At 64.5% G+C, this 15,766-nt stretch carries 13 protein-coding genes; 3 read left to right on the top strand and 10 right to left on the bottom strand.

The genetic code is table 11. The annotated features are described in order from the left end of the window. The 6 genes from atpD to LB569_RS13710 form a co-directional block, all read right to left on the bottom strand. A complete protein-coding gene (atpD, locus tag LB569_RS13735) occupies positions 1–1,596 on the bottom strand; it encodes a F0F1 ATP synthase subunit beta (protein ID WP_224692808.1) in 1,596 nt (531 codons plus the stop codon). Between the two features lie 70 nt (positions 1,597–1,666). Further along, on the bottom strand, positions 1,667–2,554 hold the full coding sequence (locus LB569_RS13730) for a F0F1 ATP synthase subunit gamma (protein WP_140702555.1): 888 nt from the start codon (positions 2,552–2,554) through the stop codon (positions 1,667–1,669). 45 nt (positions 2,555–2,599) lie between these two features. After that, a complete protein-coding gene (gene atpA, locus LB569_RS13725) occupies positions 2,600–4,129 on the bottom strand; it encodes a F0F1 ATP synthase subunit alpha (protein ID WP_224537414.1) in 1,530 nt (509 codons plus the stop codon). Continuing rightward, positions 4,129–4,689: a F0F1 ATP synthase subunit delta gene (locus LB569_RS13720; RefSeq protein ID WP_140702559.1), complete on the bottom strand. Its 561-nt coding sequence runs from the start codon at positions 4,687–4,689 to the stop codon at positions 4,129–4,131. Before LB569_RS13720 ends, atpA begins: the two co-directional genes overlap by 1 nt. A 246-nt stretch (positions 4,690–4,935) precedes the next feature. Next, positions 4,936–5,331: a DUF4345 family protein gene (locus LB569_RS13715; RefSeq protein ID WP_127275645.1), complete on the bottom strand. Its 396-nt coding sequence runs from the start codon at positions 5,329–5,331 to the stop codon at positions 4,936–4,938. A gap of 95 nt (positions 5,332–5,426) precedes the next feature. Further along, entirely contained in the window at positions 5,427–6,122 is a 696-nt protein-coding gene (locus tag LB569_RS13710) for an aspartate/glutamate racemase family protein (RefSeq protein WP_224537408.1), read from the bottom strand. Between the two features lie 68 nt (positions 6,123–6,190). Here LB569_RS13710 and LB569_RS13705 point away from each other — a divergent pair, with 68 nt between their 5' ends. Further along, positions 6,191–6,436 carry a type II toxin-antitoxin system Phd/YefM family antitoxin gene (locus LB569_RS13705; RefSeq protein ID WP_140702565.1) on the top strand — a complete coding sequence of 82 codons (246 nt, stop codon included), beginning with the start codon at positions 6,191–6,193 and terminating at the stop codon, positions 6,434–6,436. Then, positions 6,433–6,879, top strand: coding sequence for a type II toxin-antitoxin system VapC family toxin (locus LB569_RS13700; protein WP_224537406.1), 447 nt, complete (start codon positions 6,433–6,435; stop codon positions 6,877–6,879). Before LB569_RS13705 ends, LB569_RS13700 begins: the two co-directional genes overlap by 4 nt. Positions 6,880–6,889: 10 nt before the next feature. Here the strand turns inward: LB569_RS13700 and LB569_RS13695 are convergent, their stop codons facing one another. Then, positions 6,890–9,073 carry a primosomal protein N' gene (locus LB569_RS13695; RefSeq protein WP_224692807.1) on the bottom strand — a complete coding sequence of 728 codons (2,184 nt, stop codon included), beginning with the start codon at positions 9,071–9,073 and terminating at the stop codon, positions 6,890–6,892. A gap of 91 nt (positions 9,074–9,164) precedes the next feature. Here LB569_RS13695 and fsa point away from each other — a divergent pair, with 91 nt between their 5' ends. Next, positions 9,165–9,821 (top strand): fructose-6-phosphate aldolase, encoded by a 657-nt coding sequence (fsa, locus tag LB569_RS13690; protein ID WP_224537402.1) that lies wholly within the window; start codon positions 9,165–9,167, stop codon positions 9,819–9,821. Between the two features lie 69 nt (positions 9,822–9,890). Here the strand turns inward: fsa and LB569_RS13685 are convergent, their stop codons facing one another. From LB569_RS13685 to leuS, 3 genes are all read right to left on the bottom strand, one after another. Continuing rightward, positions 9,891–12,353 (bottom strand): DNA translocase FtsK, encoded by a 2,463-nt coding sequence (locus LB569_RS13685; RefSeq protein ID WP_224692806.1) that lies wholly within the window; start codon positions 12,351–12,353, stop codon positions 9,891–9,893. 219 nt (positions 12,354–12,572) lie between these two features. Next, a complete protein-coding gene (lptE, locus tag LB569_RS13680; RefSeq protein WP_224537397.1) occupies positions 12,573–13,151 on the bottom strand; it encodes an LPS assembly lipoprotein LptE in 579 nt (192 codons plus the stop codon). Beyond that, positions 13,138–15,762, bottom strand: coding sequence for a leucine--tRNA ligase (gene leuS / locus LB569_RS13675; RefSeq protein WP_224692805.1), 2,625 nt, complete (start codon positions 15,760–15,762; stop codon positions 13,138–13,140). Before leuS ends, lptE begins: the two co-directional genes overlap by 14 nt. Positions 15,763–15,766 lie beyond the last annotated feature (4 nt).

Raw genomic sequence — 15,766 nt, 5'->3', positions numbered from 1 at the left:
TTACGCCGCTTCGGCCGCGAGGCGCTGTGCCTTCTCGACCGCCTCGTCGATGCCGCCGACCATGTAGAAGGCGGCTTCAGGCAGGTGATCATAGTCGCCGTTGCAGAGGCCCTTGAAGCCCTTGATGGTGTCGGCGAGGTCGACCAGCTTGCCCGGCGCGCCGGTGAACACTTCGGCGACGAAGAACGGCTGCGACAGGAAGCGCTCGATCTTGCGGGCGCGCGCCACCGTCTGCTTGTCCTCTTCCGACAGCTCGTCCATGCCCAGGATGGCGATGATGTCCTGCAGCGACTTGTAGCGTTGGAGGATCGACTGCACCTGGCGGGCAACGCCATAGTGCTCGTCGCCGACGACCAGCGGGTCGAGCATGCGCGAGGTCGAGTCCAGCGGATCGACGGCCGGGTAAATGCCTTTTTCGGCGATCGAACGGTTCAGCGTCGTCGTCGCGTCAAGGTGCGCGAACGAGGTCGCGGGCGCCGGGTCGGTCAAGTCGTCGGCGGGCACGTAGATCGCCTGCACCGAGGTGATCGAGCCCTTGGTGGTGGTGGTGATGCGTTCCTGCAGCGCGCCCATGTCGGTGGCGAGCGTCGGCTGATAGCCCACGGCCGAAGGGATACGGCCGAGCAGAGCCGACACTTCCGAACCCGCCTGCGTGAAGCGGAAGATGTTGTCGACGAAGAACAGCACGTCCTGGCCCTGGTCGCGGAAATATTCGGCGACCGTCAGGCCCGTCAGGCCGACGCGGGCGCGCGCGCCCGGCGGTTCGTTCATCTGGCCGTACACGAGTGCCGCCTTCGAGCCTTCGCCGCCGCCCTTCTTGTTGACGCCGGATTCGATGAACTCGTGATAGAGATCGTTGCCTTCGCGGGTGCGCTCGCCGACGCCGGCGAACACCGAGTAACCACCATGCGCCTTGGCGATATTGTTGATCAGTTCCTGGATCAGCACGGTCTTGCCGACGCCGGCGCCGCCGAACAGGCCGATCTTGCCGCCCTTGGCGTAGGGCGCGAGCAGGTCGAGCACCTTGATGCCGGTGATCAGGATCTGCGCTTCCGTCGACTGTTCGATATAGGCCGGAGCCGGCTGGTGGATCGAGCGCAGTTCAACCGCGTCGACAGGGCCTGCCTCATCGACCGGCTCGCCGATGACGTTGATGATGCGGCCGAGCATGCCCGGGCCGACCGGCACGGCGATCGGGCCGCCGGTGTCGCGCACTTCCTGGCCACGCACCAGACCTTCGGTGGAGTCCATGGCGATGCAGCGCACGGTGTTTTCACCCAGATGCTGGGCAACTTCGAGCACCAGGCGGTTGCCGACATTGTTGGTCTCGAGCGCGTTCAGGATCGGCGGCAGATGCTCGCCGAACTGCACGTCGACGACGGCGCCGATGACCTGGCGGACCTTGCCGACAACGCCGGTGGCCTTGGTGGCCACGGCCTGGGTCTTGGCAGCGGCGGCCTTGGCCGGCACTGCTGCTGCCTTGGCCGGAGCCGCCTTTGCTGCCGCTGCCGGAGCCTTGGCCGCCTTCGCGGGGGCTGCTGCCTTGGGGGCTGCCGTCTTCGGGGTTGCCTTCTGGGGGGTCGGTGCTTTCGCCATCGTCTTTACCCTTTTCGTCCTTTGTTTCTCACGCGGTCCGGTTCGCGGGCCAATGACCCGCGGACCGCGCCTAGAGCGCCTCGGCGCCCGAAATGATTTCGATCAGTTCCTTGGTGATCTGCGCCTGCCGCTGGCGGTTATAGGTGATCGACAGCTTGTTGATCATCTCGCCGGCGTTGCGCGTCGCATTGTCCATGGCGCTCATCTTGGCGCCCATTTCGCCCGCCGCGTTTTCGAGCAGCGCGCGGAAAATCTGCACCGCGATGTTGCGCGGGATGAGGTCGGACAGGATTTCGCCCGGCTCCGGCTCATACTCGTAGACGGCGCTGGCGCCATCCGCCGTTTCGGGCTGGGCCGAAGCGGCGGTCGCCGCCGGGATGATCTGTTGCGCGGTCGGAATCTGGCTGATCACCGATCTGAACTGCGAGTAGAACAGCGTGCAGACGTCGAAGGCGCCTTCGTTGAACAGGTGGATGACCTTGCGGGCGATCGCATCGGCATTGACGAAGCCGAGCGTCTTGACCTCGCGCAGATCGACGCGTTCGATGATCATCGAGGCATAGTCGCGGCGCAGGATGTCGAAACCCTTCTTGCCGACGCAGATGATCTTGACCTGCTTGCCATCGGCCAGGAGCCGGCGGATATGGTCGCGGGCATGACGGGCGATCTGCGAATTGAAGCCGCCGCACAGGCCGCGCTCGGCGGTGCAGACGACGAGCAGATGCACGTCGTCCTTGCCGGTTCCGGTCATCAGCGCCGGGGCATCGCCACCGCCGCCGACCGCCTGGGTGATGTTGGCCAGGACGGAACCCATGCGCTCCGAATAGGGACGCGCCGCTTCCGCCGCCTCTTGCGCACGGCGCAGCTTCGCCGCGGCGACCATCTGCATCGCCTTGGTGATCTTCTGCGTCGCCTTGACCGAGGCGATACGGTTACGAAGGTCTTTTAATGAAGGCATGCTTCAAACCTGATCCCGTCTTGTCTCATCCGGACTGCGCTTCGCTCAGGCGAAGGTCTTGGCGAAGGCGTCGATTTCGGCCTTCAGCTTGGCGCGCAGATCGTCCGACAGCGCCTTTTCCTTGCGGATGGCGTCGAGAACGGCCTTGCCGGCCGAACGCATGTGGCTGAGCAGGCCGTGCTCGAACTTGCCGACCTGGTTGACCGGCAGCTTGTCGAGATAGCCGTTGACGCCGGCGAAGATCACCGCGACCTGCTCTTCGGTCTTGAGCGGCGAGAACTGCGGCTGCTTCAGGAGTTCGGTCAGGCGCGAGCCGCGGTTGAGCAGGCGCTGCGTGGCGGCGTCGAGATCCGAGCCGAACTGCGCGAAGGCAGCCATTTCACGGTACTGCGCGAGCTCGCCCTTGATCGAGCCGGCAACCTGCTTCATCGCCTTGATCTGCGCCGACGAACCGACGCGCGACACCGACAGGCCGACGTTGACGGCCGGACGGATGCCTTGGAAGAACAGGTTGGTTTCGAGGAAGATCTGGCCGTCGGTGATCGAGATCACGTTGGTCGGGATGTAGGCCGACACGTCGTTGGCCTGCGTTTCGATGACCGGCAGCGCGGTCAGCGAGCCACCGCCCAAATCGTCGTTGAGCTTGGCGGCGCGCTCAAGCAGGCGCGAGTGCAGGTAGAAGACGTCGCCCGGATAGGCTTCGCGGCCCGGCGGGCGGCGCAGCAACAGCGACATCTGGCGGTAGGCGACGGCCTGCTTCGACAGATCGTCGTAAGAGATCAGCGCGTGCATGCCGTTGTCGCGGAAATACTCGCCCATGGTGCAAGCCGTGAACGGCGCCAGAAACTGCATCGGCGCCGGATCGGAAGCGGTGGCGGCGACGATGATCGAATATTCGAGCGCGCCGCGCTCTTCCAGCACCTTGACGAACTGCGCGACGGTCGAGCGCTTCTGGCCGACGGCGACGTAGACGCAGTAGAGCTTTTCCTTCTCGGGGCCGTTGTCGTGCACCGACTTCTGGTTGAGCATCGTGTCGAGGATGATCGCGGTCTTGCCGGTCTGGCGATCGCCGATGACCAGTTCGCGCTGGCCGCGGCCGACCGGGATCAGCGCATCGATGGCCTTGAGGCCGGTCGACATCGGCTCGTTCACCGACTTGCGCGGAATGATGCCGGGCGCCTTGACGTCGACGCGCTTGCGCTCGACCGCCTTGATCGGACCCTTGCCGTCGATCGGATTGCCGAGCGCGTCGACGACGCGGCCGAGCAGGCCGGGGCCGACAGGCGCGTCGACGATGGCGCCGGTGCGCTTGACGGTGTCGCCTTCCTTGATGTCGCGGTCGGCGCCGAAGATGACGACGCCGACATTGTCGGCTTCGAGGTTGAGCGCCATGCCGCGGATGCCGCCGGGGAATTCGACCATTTCGCCGGCCTGGACATTGTCGAGGCCGTAGACGCGGGCGATACCGTCACCGACGGACAACACCTGTCCGACTTCGGAGACCTCGGCCTCCTTGCCGAAATTCTTGATCTGGTCTTTCAGAATTGCGGAAATTTCCGCGGCGCGGATGTCCATCAGCCGACCTCTTTCAGTGCAAGCTTGAGCGAATTGAGTTTGGTTTTGAGCGACGTATCGATCTGGCGCGAGCCCATCTTGACCACCAGCCCGCCGAGCAGCGACGGGTCGACGGTGACGACGATGGTCACGTCCTTGCCGGCAACGCTCTTCAGCGCTGCCTTGAGTTCGGTCTGCTGGGCCGCCGTCAGTTCATGAGCCGACGTCACTTCGGCGGAGGCCTCGCCACGGGCTTCGGCCGCGATCTGGCGGAACGCCTTGATCATGCCGGGTACCGCGAACAGGCGGCGGTTCTTGGCGACGACGCGCAGGAAATTGCCGGTCAGGCCGGTGATTCCTGCCTTGTCGGCGATCGCTGCGATGGCCTTGGCCTGGTCCTCGCTGGAGAACACCGGGCTGTTGATCAGCCGGGTGAGGTCCGCGCTGCCCGCGAGCAGGGCCTCGAAACCGTTGAGGTCGGCTTCGACCTTGGCCACCGAATTGGACTGCGATGCCAGTTCGAACAACGAACCGGCATAGCGTTCTGCGACACCTGAGATTGGCGATGACGATTGGGCCACGGACCGTCTTTTCTCTTGTCTGACAGGCCGCAGATTGTTGGCGCGAGCAAAAACTCTGGCTAAATCTTTGACCTTACTGCATTTTTCCAAGCACGGAGGCGCGGCTTCCGCTATCCCCGGCCGAAAGTCGATTGCCGTCTAGCACAGGCATTTTAAGACCGCAATGCGTCGTTCCGCATGGTTTTCAGGCACTATTGTCGCATCCGGCGAATGATCAGGGCCCTAGGGGCCGCAATACCCTTGGATTCATGGCACAAAGCCGAAGGCAAAGGCGAGCGGCAAGGCTGCGAGCGCCAATTCCACCACAATGGAAACCCAATTGAAAGGTGTGTTGGCGCCATCCGACATCATCGACAGCAGCCGGCCGAAGGCGGTGAACAGCCAGGAGAAGCCGAGCGCCATGTAGACCAGCGGCTGCGCGAGCAGGATGCAGCACAGCCCGACACCGAGATAGAAGCCCGACATGCGGCCGCGTCCTTCCGCGATCGCCGCCGCCTTCTCAGGCTTTGCCTGCAGGCGCAGGATGCGGAACGCCAGCCCGGGCGCCAGGAAAAACAGCAGGCCGAGCAGCACGGTGAAGACCGCGCTCGACCAGGCCAGCCATTCGCCCTGGCTCGTCGGCCATGGAAGCGCAAAATCCATCGTGTCCCCTCGAAATGCCTGTTTTGAAATCGTGGACATTCTAGCGGAGGAAAAATGCCGCGCCAGATGGCGCCAGGCACTTTAGGAGACGCGCATCAACCGAGCGCGAATTCCACGGCTGCCTCGGCATGGATGCGCGTCGTGTCGAAAACCGGAATGTCGAAATCGCCCGGGCCGATCAGCATGGTGATCTCGGTGCAGCCCATGATCAGGCTGTCGGCGGCCTCTTCGCGGCGCAAGCGGTTTGCCTCCGCGACATAGGCGGCCTTCGAGACTTCGGAGACAATGCCCCGGCAAAGCTCGTCATAGATGACGCGGTGCACCATGTCGCGGCCTGCCACATCGGGTACGACTGGCGACAGGCCGTATTTGTCGGCGAGCCGGCCCTTGTAGAAATCCTGCTCCATGGTGAACCGCGTTGCCAGCAGCGCCGGCCGCTGCATGCCCGCGCGCTTGATCGCTAACGCCGTGGCATCCGCGACGTGAATCAGCGGGATCGATACCGATGCCTGCACCTGATCGGCCAGCTTGTGCATGGTGTTGGTGCACAAAAGCAGGCCTTGCGCGCCACCCGCCTCGAGCTTGCGCGCGGCATCGGCCAGCAGCGCGCCGGCGCCGTCCCAATCACCATGATGCTGCCGCTCGGCGATCTCGGCGAAATCGAACGACCACATGAGAAGTTTTGCCGAATGCAGCCCACCCAGCCGCTCGCGCACGATCTCGTTGAGCAGGCGGTAGTAGATGGCGGTGGATTCCCAGCTCATGCCGCCGATGAGGCCAAGGGTTTTCATGACGGGCTGTTCCTATTCCTGTGCAATTCCTATATTGTGACCACATGGGACCACAAGGAGACCCTGCCATGAAATCGATGCAACTTCGGGAGGCCAAGGCAGGACTGTCGGCTCTCGTCGAGGCTGCCGGGAACGGTGAGCCTACAATCATCACCAGGCACGGCAAACCGACTGCAATGGTCGTTCCAATCGAAGAGGGGCGAAAGCTTTATCCGCAAGATACCCAAAGGAACTTTGTGGACTTTCTGTTGCAGTATCCCGGCGGCATTGAGCTTGAGCGCAACGAATCGCCGTCCCGGGACGTCGAACTTTGAACGGCTACCTGCTCGACACATCCTTTGTCTCAGCCTTCGCACCTGATCGTCCCGCACTCCCGCATCCTATTCAAAAATGGGTTGCCGAACAACGCGAACAGGGAACCTGGTACATGTCTTCAATTGCCGTTCTGGAGGTGGAAAGAGGGATTGCGAGATTGATGCGATCCGGCGGAACGGCAAAAGCGGACCGGTTGACGCTTTGGTTCGGACGACTTGTCCAGGAATTCGATCAACGCATCATTCCGGTCGACTCAGCCGTTGCCCGGGAGGCCGGACAACTAGAGGATGCGACCATCGCACGCGGCTTCAATCCGGGTTTGGCGGATGTCCTGATCGCCGCGACTGCTCGTTTGAACGATCTTTCCGTGCTCACAGCCAATGTCCGGCACTTTGCCACCCTTGGTGTGGCTTATCTCAATCCGTTCAATGGGGACATCTGAGGAGTTCCCACTACAAAAAGCTTTGCGGGTCGATGTCGACCTGCACCCTGACCGAGCCTCTGACCTTCGGTCCTTCGGCCAGCATGGCCCTGATAAACCCCTGCATGTCGGCGCGCCGTTCGCCCTGGATCAGCAGGCGGAAGCGATGGCGGCCGCCGAGCAGGGACAGCGGCGCTTCGGCCGGCCCGAGCACGAACAGGTCCGACGCCTCGGGCACCGCGCGGCGCAGGCCGCGTGCGTGGCCTTCCGCCTCCGCCCGGGTCACCGCGCTGACGATGACGCCCGCCAACCGGCCGAAGGGCGGCAAGGCAGCGCGTTCGCGCTCCGAAATCTCGCGCTGATAGAAGGATTCGGCGTCGCCGGAGACGATCGCCCGCATCACCGGATGATCGGGCTGGAAGGTCTGCAGCAGGCCAAGGCTCTTCTTGCCGGTGCGGCCGGCGCGGCCGGTCACCTGGCTGAGCAGCTGGAAGGTCCGTTCGGCGGCGCGCGGATCGCCATTGGCAAGGCCGAGATCGGCGTCGACGACGCCGACCAGCGTCATGTTCGGGAAATTGTGGCCCTTGGCGACCAGTTGCGTGCCGATGACGATATCGGCCTCGCCATTGGCGATTGCCTCCAGTTCCAGCCGCAACCGTCGCACCCCTCCCATGATGTCCGACGACAGCACGATGGTGCGCGCGTCCGGGAAATGCGTCACCACCTCCTCGGCGATGCGTTCGACCCCCGGCCCGCACGCCACCAGATGGTCGAGCGTGCCGCATTCCGGACAGGCCTCGGGACGGCGCTCATTGTGGCCGCAATGGTGGCAGACCAATTGGCCGCGAAAGCGGTGTTCGACCAGCCAGGCCGAGCACACCGGGCAGCCGAAGCGGTGGCCGCAGACCCGGCACAGCGTCAGCGGTGCATAGCCGCGCCGGTTGAGGAACAGCAGCGACTGCTCCTTCTTCTCCAGCGTCCGGCGCATATGCTCGATCAGCACCGGCGACAGGAAGCCGCCGCGCGCCGGCGGCGCGCGCCGCATGTCGATCGATTTGAGATCGGGAAGTGCTGCCTCGGCGAAGCGGGCGGACAGAACGGCCCGGTTGTATTTGCCCTGGCTGGCATTGACCCGGCTTTCGACCGACGGCGTCGCCGATGCCAGCACGACGGGGAAGCCGCCTATATGGCCGCGCACGACAGCCATGTCGCGCGCATTGTAGAAGACGCGGTCTTCCTGCTTGTAGGCGGGGTCGTGCTCCTCGTCGACGACGATCAGGCCAAGCTCCTTGAACGGCAGGAACAGCGCCGAGCGCGCGCCGGCGACGACGCGCACGCCGCCTTCCGCCACTTGCCGCCAGACTTTTTCGCGCATTCGCGGCGGCAGGTCGGAATGCCACTCGGCCGGCTTGGCGCCAAAACGCTGCTGGAAGCGTTCGAGGAAAGCGTGCGTCAGCGCGATTTCCGGCAGCAGGATGAGCGCCTGGCCGCCCCGGTCGAGAGCGGCCGCCACCGCCTCGAAATAAACCTCCGTCTTGCCCGATCCGGTGACGCCATCGAGCAGCGCGACATTGAACTCGCCGGCCGCGACATTGGCGCGCAGCATCGACGCGGCCTCGCTTTGGTCCGGCATCAGTTCGGGAACGGCATAGCTCGGGTCGGGCGCGGCCACCACCGGGCGCGGCGGGATCATCACCGTCTCGAACACGCCTTGCGCCTTCAGCCCCTCGATCACCGTCGACGACACGCCAGCGGCATGCGCGAGCCCGGAGCGCGTCCAGGCCAGCCCGCCTTCGGCCGTTTCCAGCACGCGCGCCCGCGCATCCGTCATCCGGTCGGGCATGACGAGCGTCCGCTGCAGCCCTTCGATCCAGGGTTCGGGATCAAAGGCCTCCGGCGCGCGCAGCAGCATGCGCGCCACCATGCCCGGCGCCGACAGCGTGTATTGCGCCACCCAGTCGACGAAGCGGCGCGTCGCGCGGTCGATAGGCGGACAGTCGAAAACCTGTTCGATGGGGCGCAGCTTTTTTGCGTCGACCTTCTCGACCACGCCGTCCCAGACGATGCCGGCGACCTGGCGCGGCCCGAGCGGCACACGCACGATCGAGCCCGGCACCACGCGCATGCCGGCCGGCACGGCATAGGTGTACGGGCGTTCGGCAGGCATCGGCACCAGCACCGGTGCGGCCGCGACAAAGGGCGAATCTTCGATCATGAGGCGTGACCTTGCCCCGACTTTGGTCTAGATCAAAGAGCAACGCTGAACGTGCCTTCCCAAGCACGACGAAATCGTCAGGAGACCCGCCATGAAATTTTTTGTCGACACCGCCGACGTCAAGGATATCCGTGAGCTGAACGATCTGGGACTGCTCGATGGCGTCACCACCAATCCGTCGCTGATTCTCAAATCCGGCGGCAAGATCGCCGAGGTCACCAAGCAGATCTGCGACATCGTCAAGGGCCCGGTATCGGCGGAAGTCGTGGCGAGCGAGTACAAGGATATGATGGCCGAGGCCGAGGTGCTGGCCAAGATAGCGCCCAACGTGTGCATCAAGGTGCCGCTGACGCTGGACGGCCTGAGGGCCTGCAAGACGATCCGCACCGAAATGAACCGCATGGTCAATGTGACGCTGTGCTTCTCGGCCAACCAGGCGCTGCTCGCCGCCAAGGCCGGCGCTTCGTTCATTTCGCCCTTCGTCGGACGCGTCGACGACACCGGCGCGGACGGCATGGAGCTGATCCAGGAAATTCGTCAGATCTACGACAATTACGATTTCCAGACCGAAATCCTCGTCGCCTCGGTGCGCACGGTGAACCATATCAAGCAGGCGGCGCTCATCGGCGCCGATGTCGTCACCGCGCCGCCGGCCACACTGAAGGCATTGGTGAAACACCCGCTGACCGACAAGGGTCTGGAGCAGTTCACCGCCGACTGGGCCAAGACCGGCCAGAAGATCGGCTGAGACCATTCAGCTTCCAACAAAAAAGGCCGGGCAACCGGCCTTTTTTGTTGGTCTGGTGGCACCTGCAGCTCAATCCGCATCGTCATCGCCGGGCGCGGCCGCCGGCTGGCGCTTGCCCGCCATGATCTCGCGCTTGCCGACATGGTTGGGCGCGCCGACCAGACCTTCCTTCTCCATGCGCTCGACCAGCGAAGCGGCGCGGTTATAACCGATGCCGAGACGGCGCTGGATGTAGGACGTCGAACATTTCTTGTCGCGCAACACCACCTTGACCGCCTCGTCATAGCTGGAATCGCCGTCCTCGGCCGCGACCGAACCCTTGTCGAACACCGCGCCCTGGTCGGCTTCCTCTTCCTCTTCATCCTCGTCGGCCGTCACGGTCTCCAGATATTCGGGACGGCCCTGCGCCTTCAGATGCGCCACGACATGCTCGACCTCGGCATCGGAAACGAAGGGGCCGTGCACGCGGGCAATGCGCCCGCCACCCATCATGTGCAGCATGTCGCCCTGGCCGAGCAGCTGCTCGGCGCCCTGCTCGCCCAAAATGGTACGGCTGTCGATCTTGGAAGTGACCTGGAAGGAAATCCGTGTCGGGAAGTTGGCCTTGATGGTGCCGGTGATGACGTCGACGGAAGGGCGTTGCGTCGCCATGATCAGGTGGATGCCGGCCGCGCGCGCCATTTGCGCCAGGCGCTGGATGGCGCCTTCGATCTCCTTGCCGGCGACCATCATCAGGTCGGCCATCTCGTCGACGATGACGACGATGTAGGGCATCGGCGCGAGGTCGATTTCCTGCTGCTCGAACAGCGGCTCGCCGGTGCCCTTCTCGAAGCCGGCCTGCACGGTCATGACGACCGTCTCGCCCTTGTCGCGGGCTTGAGCGGCGCGCTCGTTGTAGCCATCGATGTTGCGCACGCCGAGCCGCGCCATCTTGCGATAGCGGTCCTCCATCTCGCGCACCGCCCATTTGAGCGCCGTGACCGCCTTCTTGGGATCCGTGACGACGGGGGTCAGAAGGTGCGGGATGCCGTCATAGACGGAGAGTTCGAGCATCTTCGGGTCGACCATGATCAGCCGGCACTCTTCCGGCTTCAGCCGGTAGAGCAGCGACAGGATCATGGTGTTGATGGCGACCGACTTGCCCGAGCCGGTGGTGCCGGCGACGAGCAGATGCGGCATCTTCGCCAGCTCGGCGATGACAGGTTCGCCGCCGATCGTCTTGCCCAGGCAAAGCGCCAGTTTGCAGCTGGTCTTGCGGAAACCCTGCGATTCGATCAGTTCGCGGAAATAGACGGTCTCGCGGGTCTCGTTGGGCAGCTCGATGCCGATGACGTTGCGGCCTGGCACCACCGCGACGCGCGCCGACACCGCCGACATGGAGCGGGCGATATCGTCGGCAAGACCGATGACCCGGGAGGATTTGACGCCGGGCGCAGGCTCGAACTCATAGAGGGTGACGACCGGACCGGGACGAACGTGGATGATTTCGCCGCGCACGCCGAAATCCTCGAGCACGCTTTCCAGGAGGTCGGCATTCTGCTCGAGCCGCTCCTGCGACATATAGAAGCCCTGGCCCTCGGGTGGCTGCTGCAGCAATTCCTCCGAGGGAAGCTCGTAGCTTTCGCCTGTCATCGGCTGCGCAAGCTTGCCGGCCATGGGCAGCGACGGTGCGCGCGCTGGGGGAACGGTTTCCCCGACGCGTTGCACAGTCGGCCCCGGGGCCGCGCTGCTTGCGGCGGGTGCGATGGCGGCGGCCGCCCGAGCCTGCCGGGCGGCCCTGCCAGCTGGAACGGACGGCTCGATCGCTGCCTTGTTGGAGTTGGCCGGAAGGACGTCCGGCAAGGTGGACGGGGCCTGGCCCGGAAGGCATTCGATGACACGGAACAAGGCGGTGACATCGGCCACGGCGGACGCGGATATGGCGGCCCGCGCGGCAAGCGGCCGGGCCGCGACCGGTGCGGGCGCGACCGGGCTGATCGGCCGGACCGGCGAGGTCACGTCGACCAGAAGCGGCGCCAGACCCTCGAAGAAGGCGTGATCCGAAAGATAAGGCCGCCGGGCTTTTTCGGCCGCGGCGGGTGCCGCTGCGGGCACCATCTGAACCGTGGCCGCAACGCCTTGCGCCCTCTCGACGGCGCGCGCCGCCTGAGCTGGCGCGGATGCTGGCGGTCCGCGATGGGCGACGCTGGCAGGCCCGGCCTGCCGCGTCGGAAGTGGTTGTGCTGTGGCCTGCTCGACCACCTCGTCGTGCGGCTGGCGCTGCTTTGGCTCATAGTCTGGCGTGCGTGTAAAACGCACATTGGGCGCGAGGAAGAAATACTCTTGCCAGGCAGGGCTTTCGGTGTCGCCGTGCTGCGGGGCAGTATTGTCCGTCGCGGGCTTGGCGTTCGCCCGCGCCAAATGGCCCGCCTGGGAAGCACCAGACCGGGTGACGTCCACCTTGCCGCCCGGACCGCCGGAACGCTCCCCTTCGGGGTCGTCGGGCGCGCTTGCGTGCAACGAACTGACCCGAGAAAAACGCCTGGCTTCCATTCTGAGGACTCACTGTGAACCGACCGCTGAGCAATAGGGAGCGAGTGGTTAACAGTTGCTTCCCGCCGCGGGTCCCGGAGCAGTCGAATTTTTTTTCGAGGCCCTATCGACAAATTGGAATTGCCGGGGATGTCGGGCAGGACCAGAGAGGAGCAAGCCCTCTGCCATGACGGATCGGCCCCGCGAGAGCCAGGGTCGGGTCCCTACGAGGTCGGAATGCTAGCTGGCCGTCTTGCCGTGCCGGACCAGATCCTGGGCGATGGACAGTTGCAGCGCCTGCGCCAGTTCGCGCGCGGCTCGGTTCTCGGCGTCGATCTGCGCCCGGTAGGAGGCGAACTCCTGACGCGGCCTGTCGAAGGACGAGGTGATCGCCCGCTTGCCGACGGCGATCACCGCGCCGGTTTTCGCGTCGGTCAGCGTGTAGCCGGCGGTCAGCGTCACCGAACCGGCGGTCGGCTCGTCTTCATCGGTTCCATTCTGGACCAGCGCCGCCGAATCGACGCCCTCGCTCACGCCGAGATCGAGCGAATAGAGCGGCGAGGCCGGCTCGCCGGCTCCACGCCCGAACCCGAAGATCAGATTGTTGCGCACTTGCTGGGCATAGCGTGTCTTGACCGGCTTGATGGCGATCGACGCCAGTTCGGCATTGGCGGTGGAGCCGGTCGACAGCGGCGCGCTCGAATAGAGCGGTCGCACCTGGCAGGCCGAGACGAGCGCAAGCGAGCCGACAAGGCCGGCAAGCGCGATGTGGCGCAGCAGAGGGCCCAGCTCCGTCTTTTTCCGATCAGGCAACGACATTGACGATCCTCTGCGGCACGATGATCACCTTGCGCGGAGCCTTACCTTCAAGTGCTTTCTGCACGAAGTCGAGAGCCAAGACCGCTTTTTCGACCGCACCTTGGTCCGCGTCGCGGGCAATTGTCAAATCCCCCCGCTTCTTGCCGTTGACCTGAACCGGATAGGTGACTTCGTTGTCGACGACCAGCACCGGATCGAAGACCGGCCACGGCCGCTCGGCGACCAGATCGGTGCCGCCCAGCGCCTCCCAGCACTCCTCGGCCAGATGCGGCATCACGGGCGCGATCAGATGCACCATGATCTCCACCGCCTGGCGACACGCGCTTTTCAACACTGCGTCGGCCTTGCCTTCGGCCACCTCGTTGAGCGGCGTGGTCAACACATTGGCCAGTTCATAGATGCGGGCGATGGCGCGGTTGAAGGCGAGCTTCTCGATGTCCTCGCCGACCGCCTTCAGTATCTTGTGCGTGGCTTTCGAGACCGCTCCGGCCTCACCGGCGGTGGCCGCGGCAGGATTGACGCCCGCCAACGTCTCGGCCGCCATCGACACCAGGCGCCAGACGCGCTGCATGAAGCGATGCGCACCGGCGGCGCCGTCGTCGGTCCACTCGACATCGCGTTCGGGCGGCGAATCCGACAGCATGAACCAGCGCGCGGTGTCGGCGCCGTAGCCATCGGTGATGTCTTCCGGGCTCACCGTGTTCTTCTTCGACTTCGACATCTTCTCGAGCGGGCCGATGGTGACCGTCTCGCCCGTGGCGATGTCGATGGCGCTGCGCTTGCCGTCGACGTCTTCCAGCCGTACTTCGGTCGGCGCCAGCCAGCGGCCATTCGATGCCGAGCCGACACGATAGGTCTCGTGCACCACCATGCCTTGCGTGAACAGGCCCTTGAACGGCTCGGCCAAATCGACATGGCCGGTCTCGCGCATGGCGCGGGTGAAGAAACGTGAATAGAGCAGATGCAGGATCGCATGCTCGATGCCGCCAATATACTGGTCGACGGCGAGCCACTCATTGGCCGCTTTCGGATCGGTAGGCTCGTGCGCCCAGGGCGCGGTGAAGCGGGCGAAATACCAGGACGAATCGACGAACGTGTCCATCGTGTCGGTCTCGCGCCGCGCGTCCTTGCCGCATTGCGGGCACTTCACATGCCGCCAGGTCGGATGGCGGTCGAGCGGATTGCCCGGCCTGTCGAAATCGACATCGTCCGGCAGTTTGACCGGCAGGTCGGCCTTCGGCACCGGCACCACGCCGCAATCCTCGCAGTGGATCATCGGGATCGGGCAGCCCCAGTAGCGTTGCCGCGAAATGCCCCAGTCGCGCAGGCGGAAGTTCACCTTGCGCTCGGCCATAGGCCGGTTGCCGATCGTCTTTTGTTCCAGCAGCCTGGCGACTTCGTCGAAGGCCAGATCCGGCTTCATGCCGTCGAGGAAGCGCGAATTGATCATCGCGCCGTCGTCGGCATAGGCCACGTCGATCACCTGGAAAGTCGACGGATTCTCACCTTCCGGCATCACCACCGGCACCACCGGCAGGCCGTATTTGTTGGCGAAGTCGAGGTCGCGCTGGTCATGCGCCGGGCAGCCGAAGATGGCGCCGGTGCCGTATTCCATCAGCACGAAATTGGCGACATAGACCGGCAGCGTCCAGGTCTCGTCGAAGGGGTGGATGACACGGATGCCGGTATCGAAGCCCTTCTTCTCCGCCGTCTCCAGCGCCGCCACCGAAGTGCCCATATGGCGCACTTCCTCGATGAATTTCGCCAGCGCCGGATTGGTCGCTGCGGCCTTTTTGGCCAGCGGATGATCGGCGGCGATCGCCATGAAGGAGGCGCCGAAAATGGTGTCGGGCCGCGTCGTGTAGACTTCCAGCTCATGCTCGCCGGCAATGTCCGAAGCCAGCGGCCAGCGGATCAGCAGGCCTTCCGAACGGCCGATCCAGTTCTGCTGCATCAGCTTCACTTTTTCGGGCCACTCGCCGAGGCCGTCGAGCGAATCGAGCAGGTCCTGCGCGAAATCGGTGATCTTGAAGAACCATTGTGTCAGCTCGCGCTGCTCGACCAGCGCGCCCGAGCGCCAGCCGCGCCCGTCGATGACCTGTTCGTTGGCGAGCACGGTCATGTCCTCGGGGTCCCAATTGACCTTGGAGGATTTGCGCGTCACCAGCCCCTTCTCGACAAAGTCGAGGAACAGCATCTGCTGGCGGTGGTAGTAGTCGACGTCGCAGGTGGCGAATTCGCGCGCCCAGTCCAGCGACAGCCCCATCACCTTGAGCTGCTCGCGCATGGTGGCGATGTTCTGGTAGGTCCACTCCTTGGGATGGACTTTGTTCTGCATCGCCGCGTTTTCGGCCGGCATGCCGAAGGCGTCCCAGCCCATCGGATGCAGCACGTTGAAACCCTTGGCCCGCTTGTAGCGCGCCACCACGTCGCCCATCGTGTAATTGCGGGTGTGGCCGATATGGATGCGCCCCGACGGATAGGGGAACATCTCCAGCACGTAGTATTTCGGGCGCGGATCGTCATTGTGCGCCTCGAAAAGCTTCTTTTCGGCCCACGCCTTCTGCCATTTGGGTTCTGACGCGCGCGGATTGTATCGTTCGGTTGCCATGAGA

The sequence above is a fragment of the Mesorhizobium sp. BH1-1-4 genome (assembly GCF_020165665.1).
GTDB lineage: Bacteria > Pseudomonadota > Alphaproteobacteria > Rhizobiales > Rhizobiaceae > Mesorhizobium.
Note: the sequence above shows the minus strand (reverse complement) of the source record. Positions and strands in the feature narration are given on the sequence as shown.

Bases quoted from the DNA above. Each gene is read 5' to 3' on its own strand.
- LB569_RS13715 (WP_127275645.1), bottom strand. From the start codon at position 5,331: ATGGATTTTGCGCTTCCATGGCCGACGAGCCAGGGCGAATGGCTGGCC.
- LB569_RS13730 (WP_140702555.1), bottom strand. From the start codon at position 2,554: ATGCCTTCATTAAAAGACCTTCGTAACCGTATCGCCTCGGTCAAGGCG.
- LB569_RS13685 (WP_224692806.1), bottom strand. From the start codon at position 12,353: ATGGAAGCCAGGCGTTTTTCTCGGGTCAGTTCGTTGCACGCAAGCGCG.
- LB569_RS13695 (WP_224692807.1), bottom strand. From the start codon at position 9,073: ATGATCGAAGATTCGCCCTTTGTCGCGGCCGCACCGGTGCTGGTGCCG.
- fsa (WP_224537402.1), top strand. From the start codon at position 9,165: ATGAAATTTTTTGTCGACACCGCCGACGTCAAGGATATCCGTGAGCTG.
- lptE (WP_224537397.1), bottom strand. From the start codon at position 13,151: ATGTCGTTGCCTGATCGGAAAAAGACGGAGCTGGGCCCTCTGCTGCGC.
- atpD (WP_224692808.1), bottom strand. From the start codon at position 1,596: ATGGCGAAAGCACCGACCCCCCAGAAGGCAACCCCGAAGACGGCAGCC.
- LB569_RS13710 (WP_224537408.1), bottom strand. From the start codon at position 6,122: ATGAAAACCCTTGGCCTCATCGGCGGCATGAGCTGGGAATCCACCGCC.
- leuS (WP_224692805.1), bottom strand. From the start codon at position 15,762: ATGGCAACCGAACGATACAATCCGCGCGCGTCAGAACCCAAATGGCAG.
- atpA (WP_224537414.1), bottom strand. From the start codon at position 4,129: ATGGACATCCGCGCCGCGGAAATTTCCGCAATTCTGAAAGACCAGATC.
- LB569_RS13705 (WP_140702565.1), top strand. From the start codon at position 6,191: ATGAAATCGATGCAACTTCGGGAGGCCAAGGCAGGACTGTCGGCTCTC.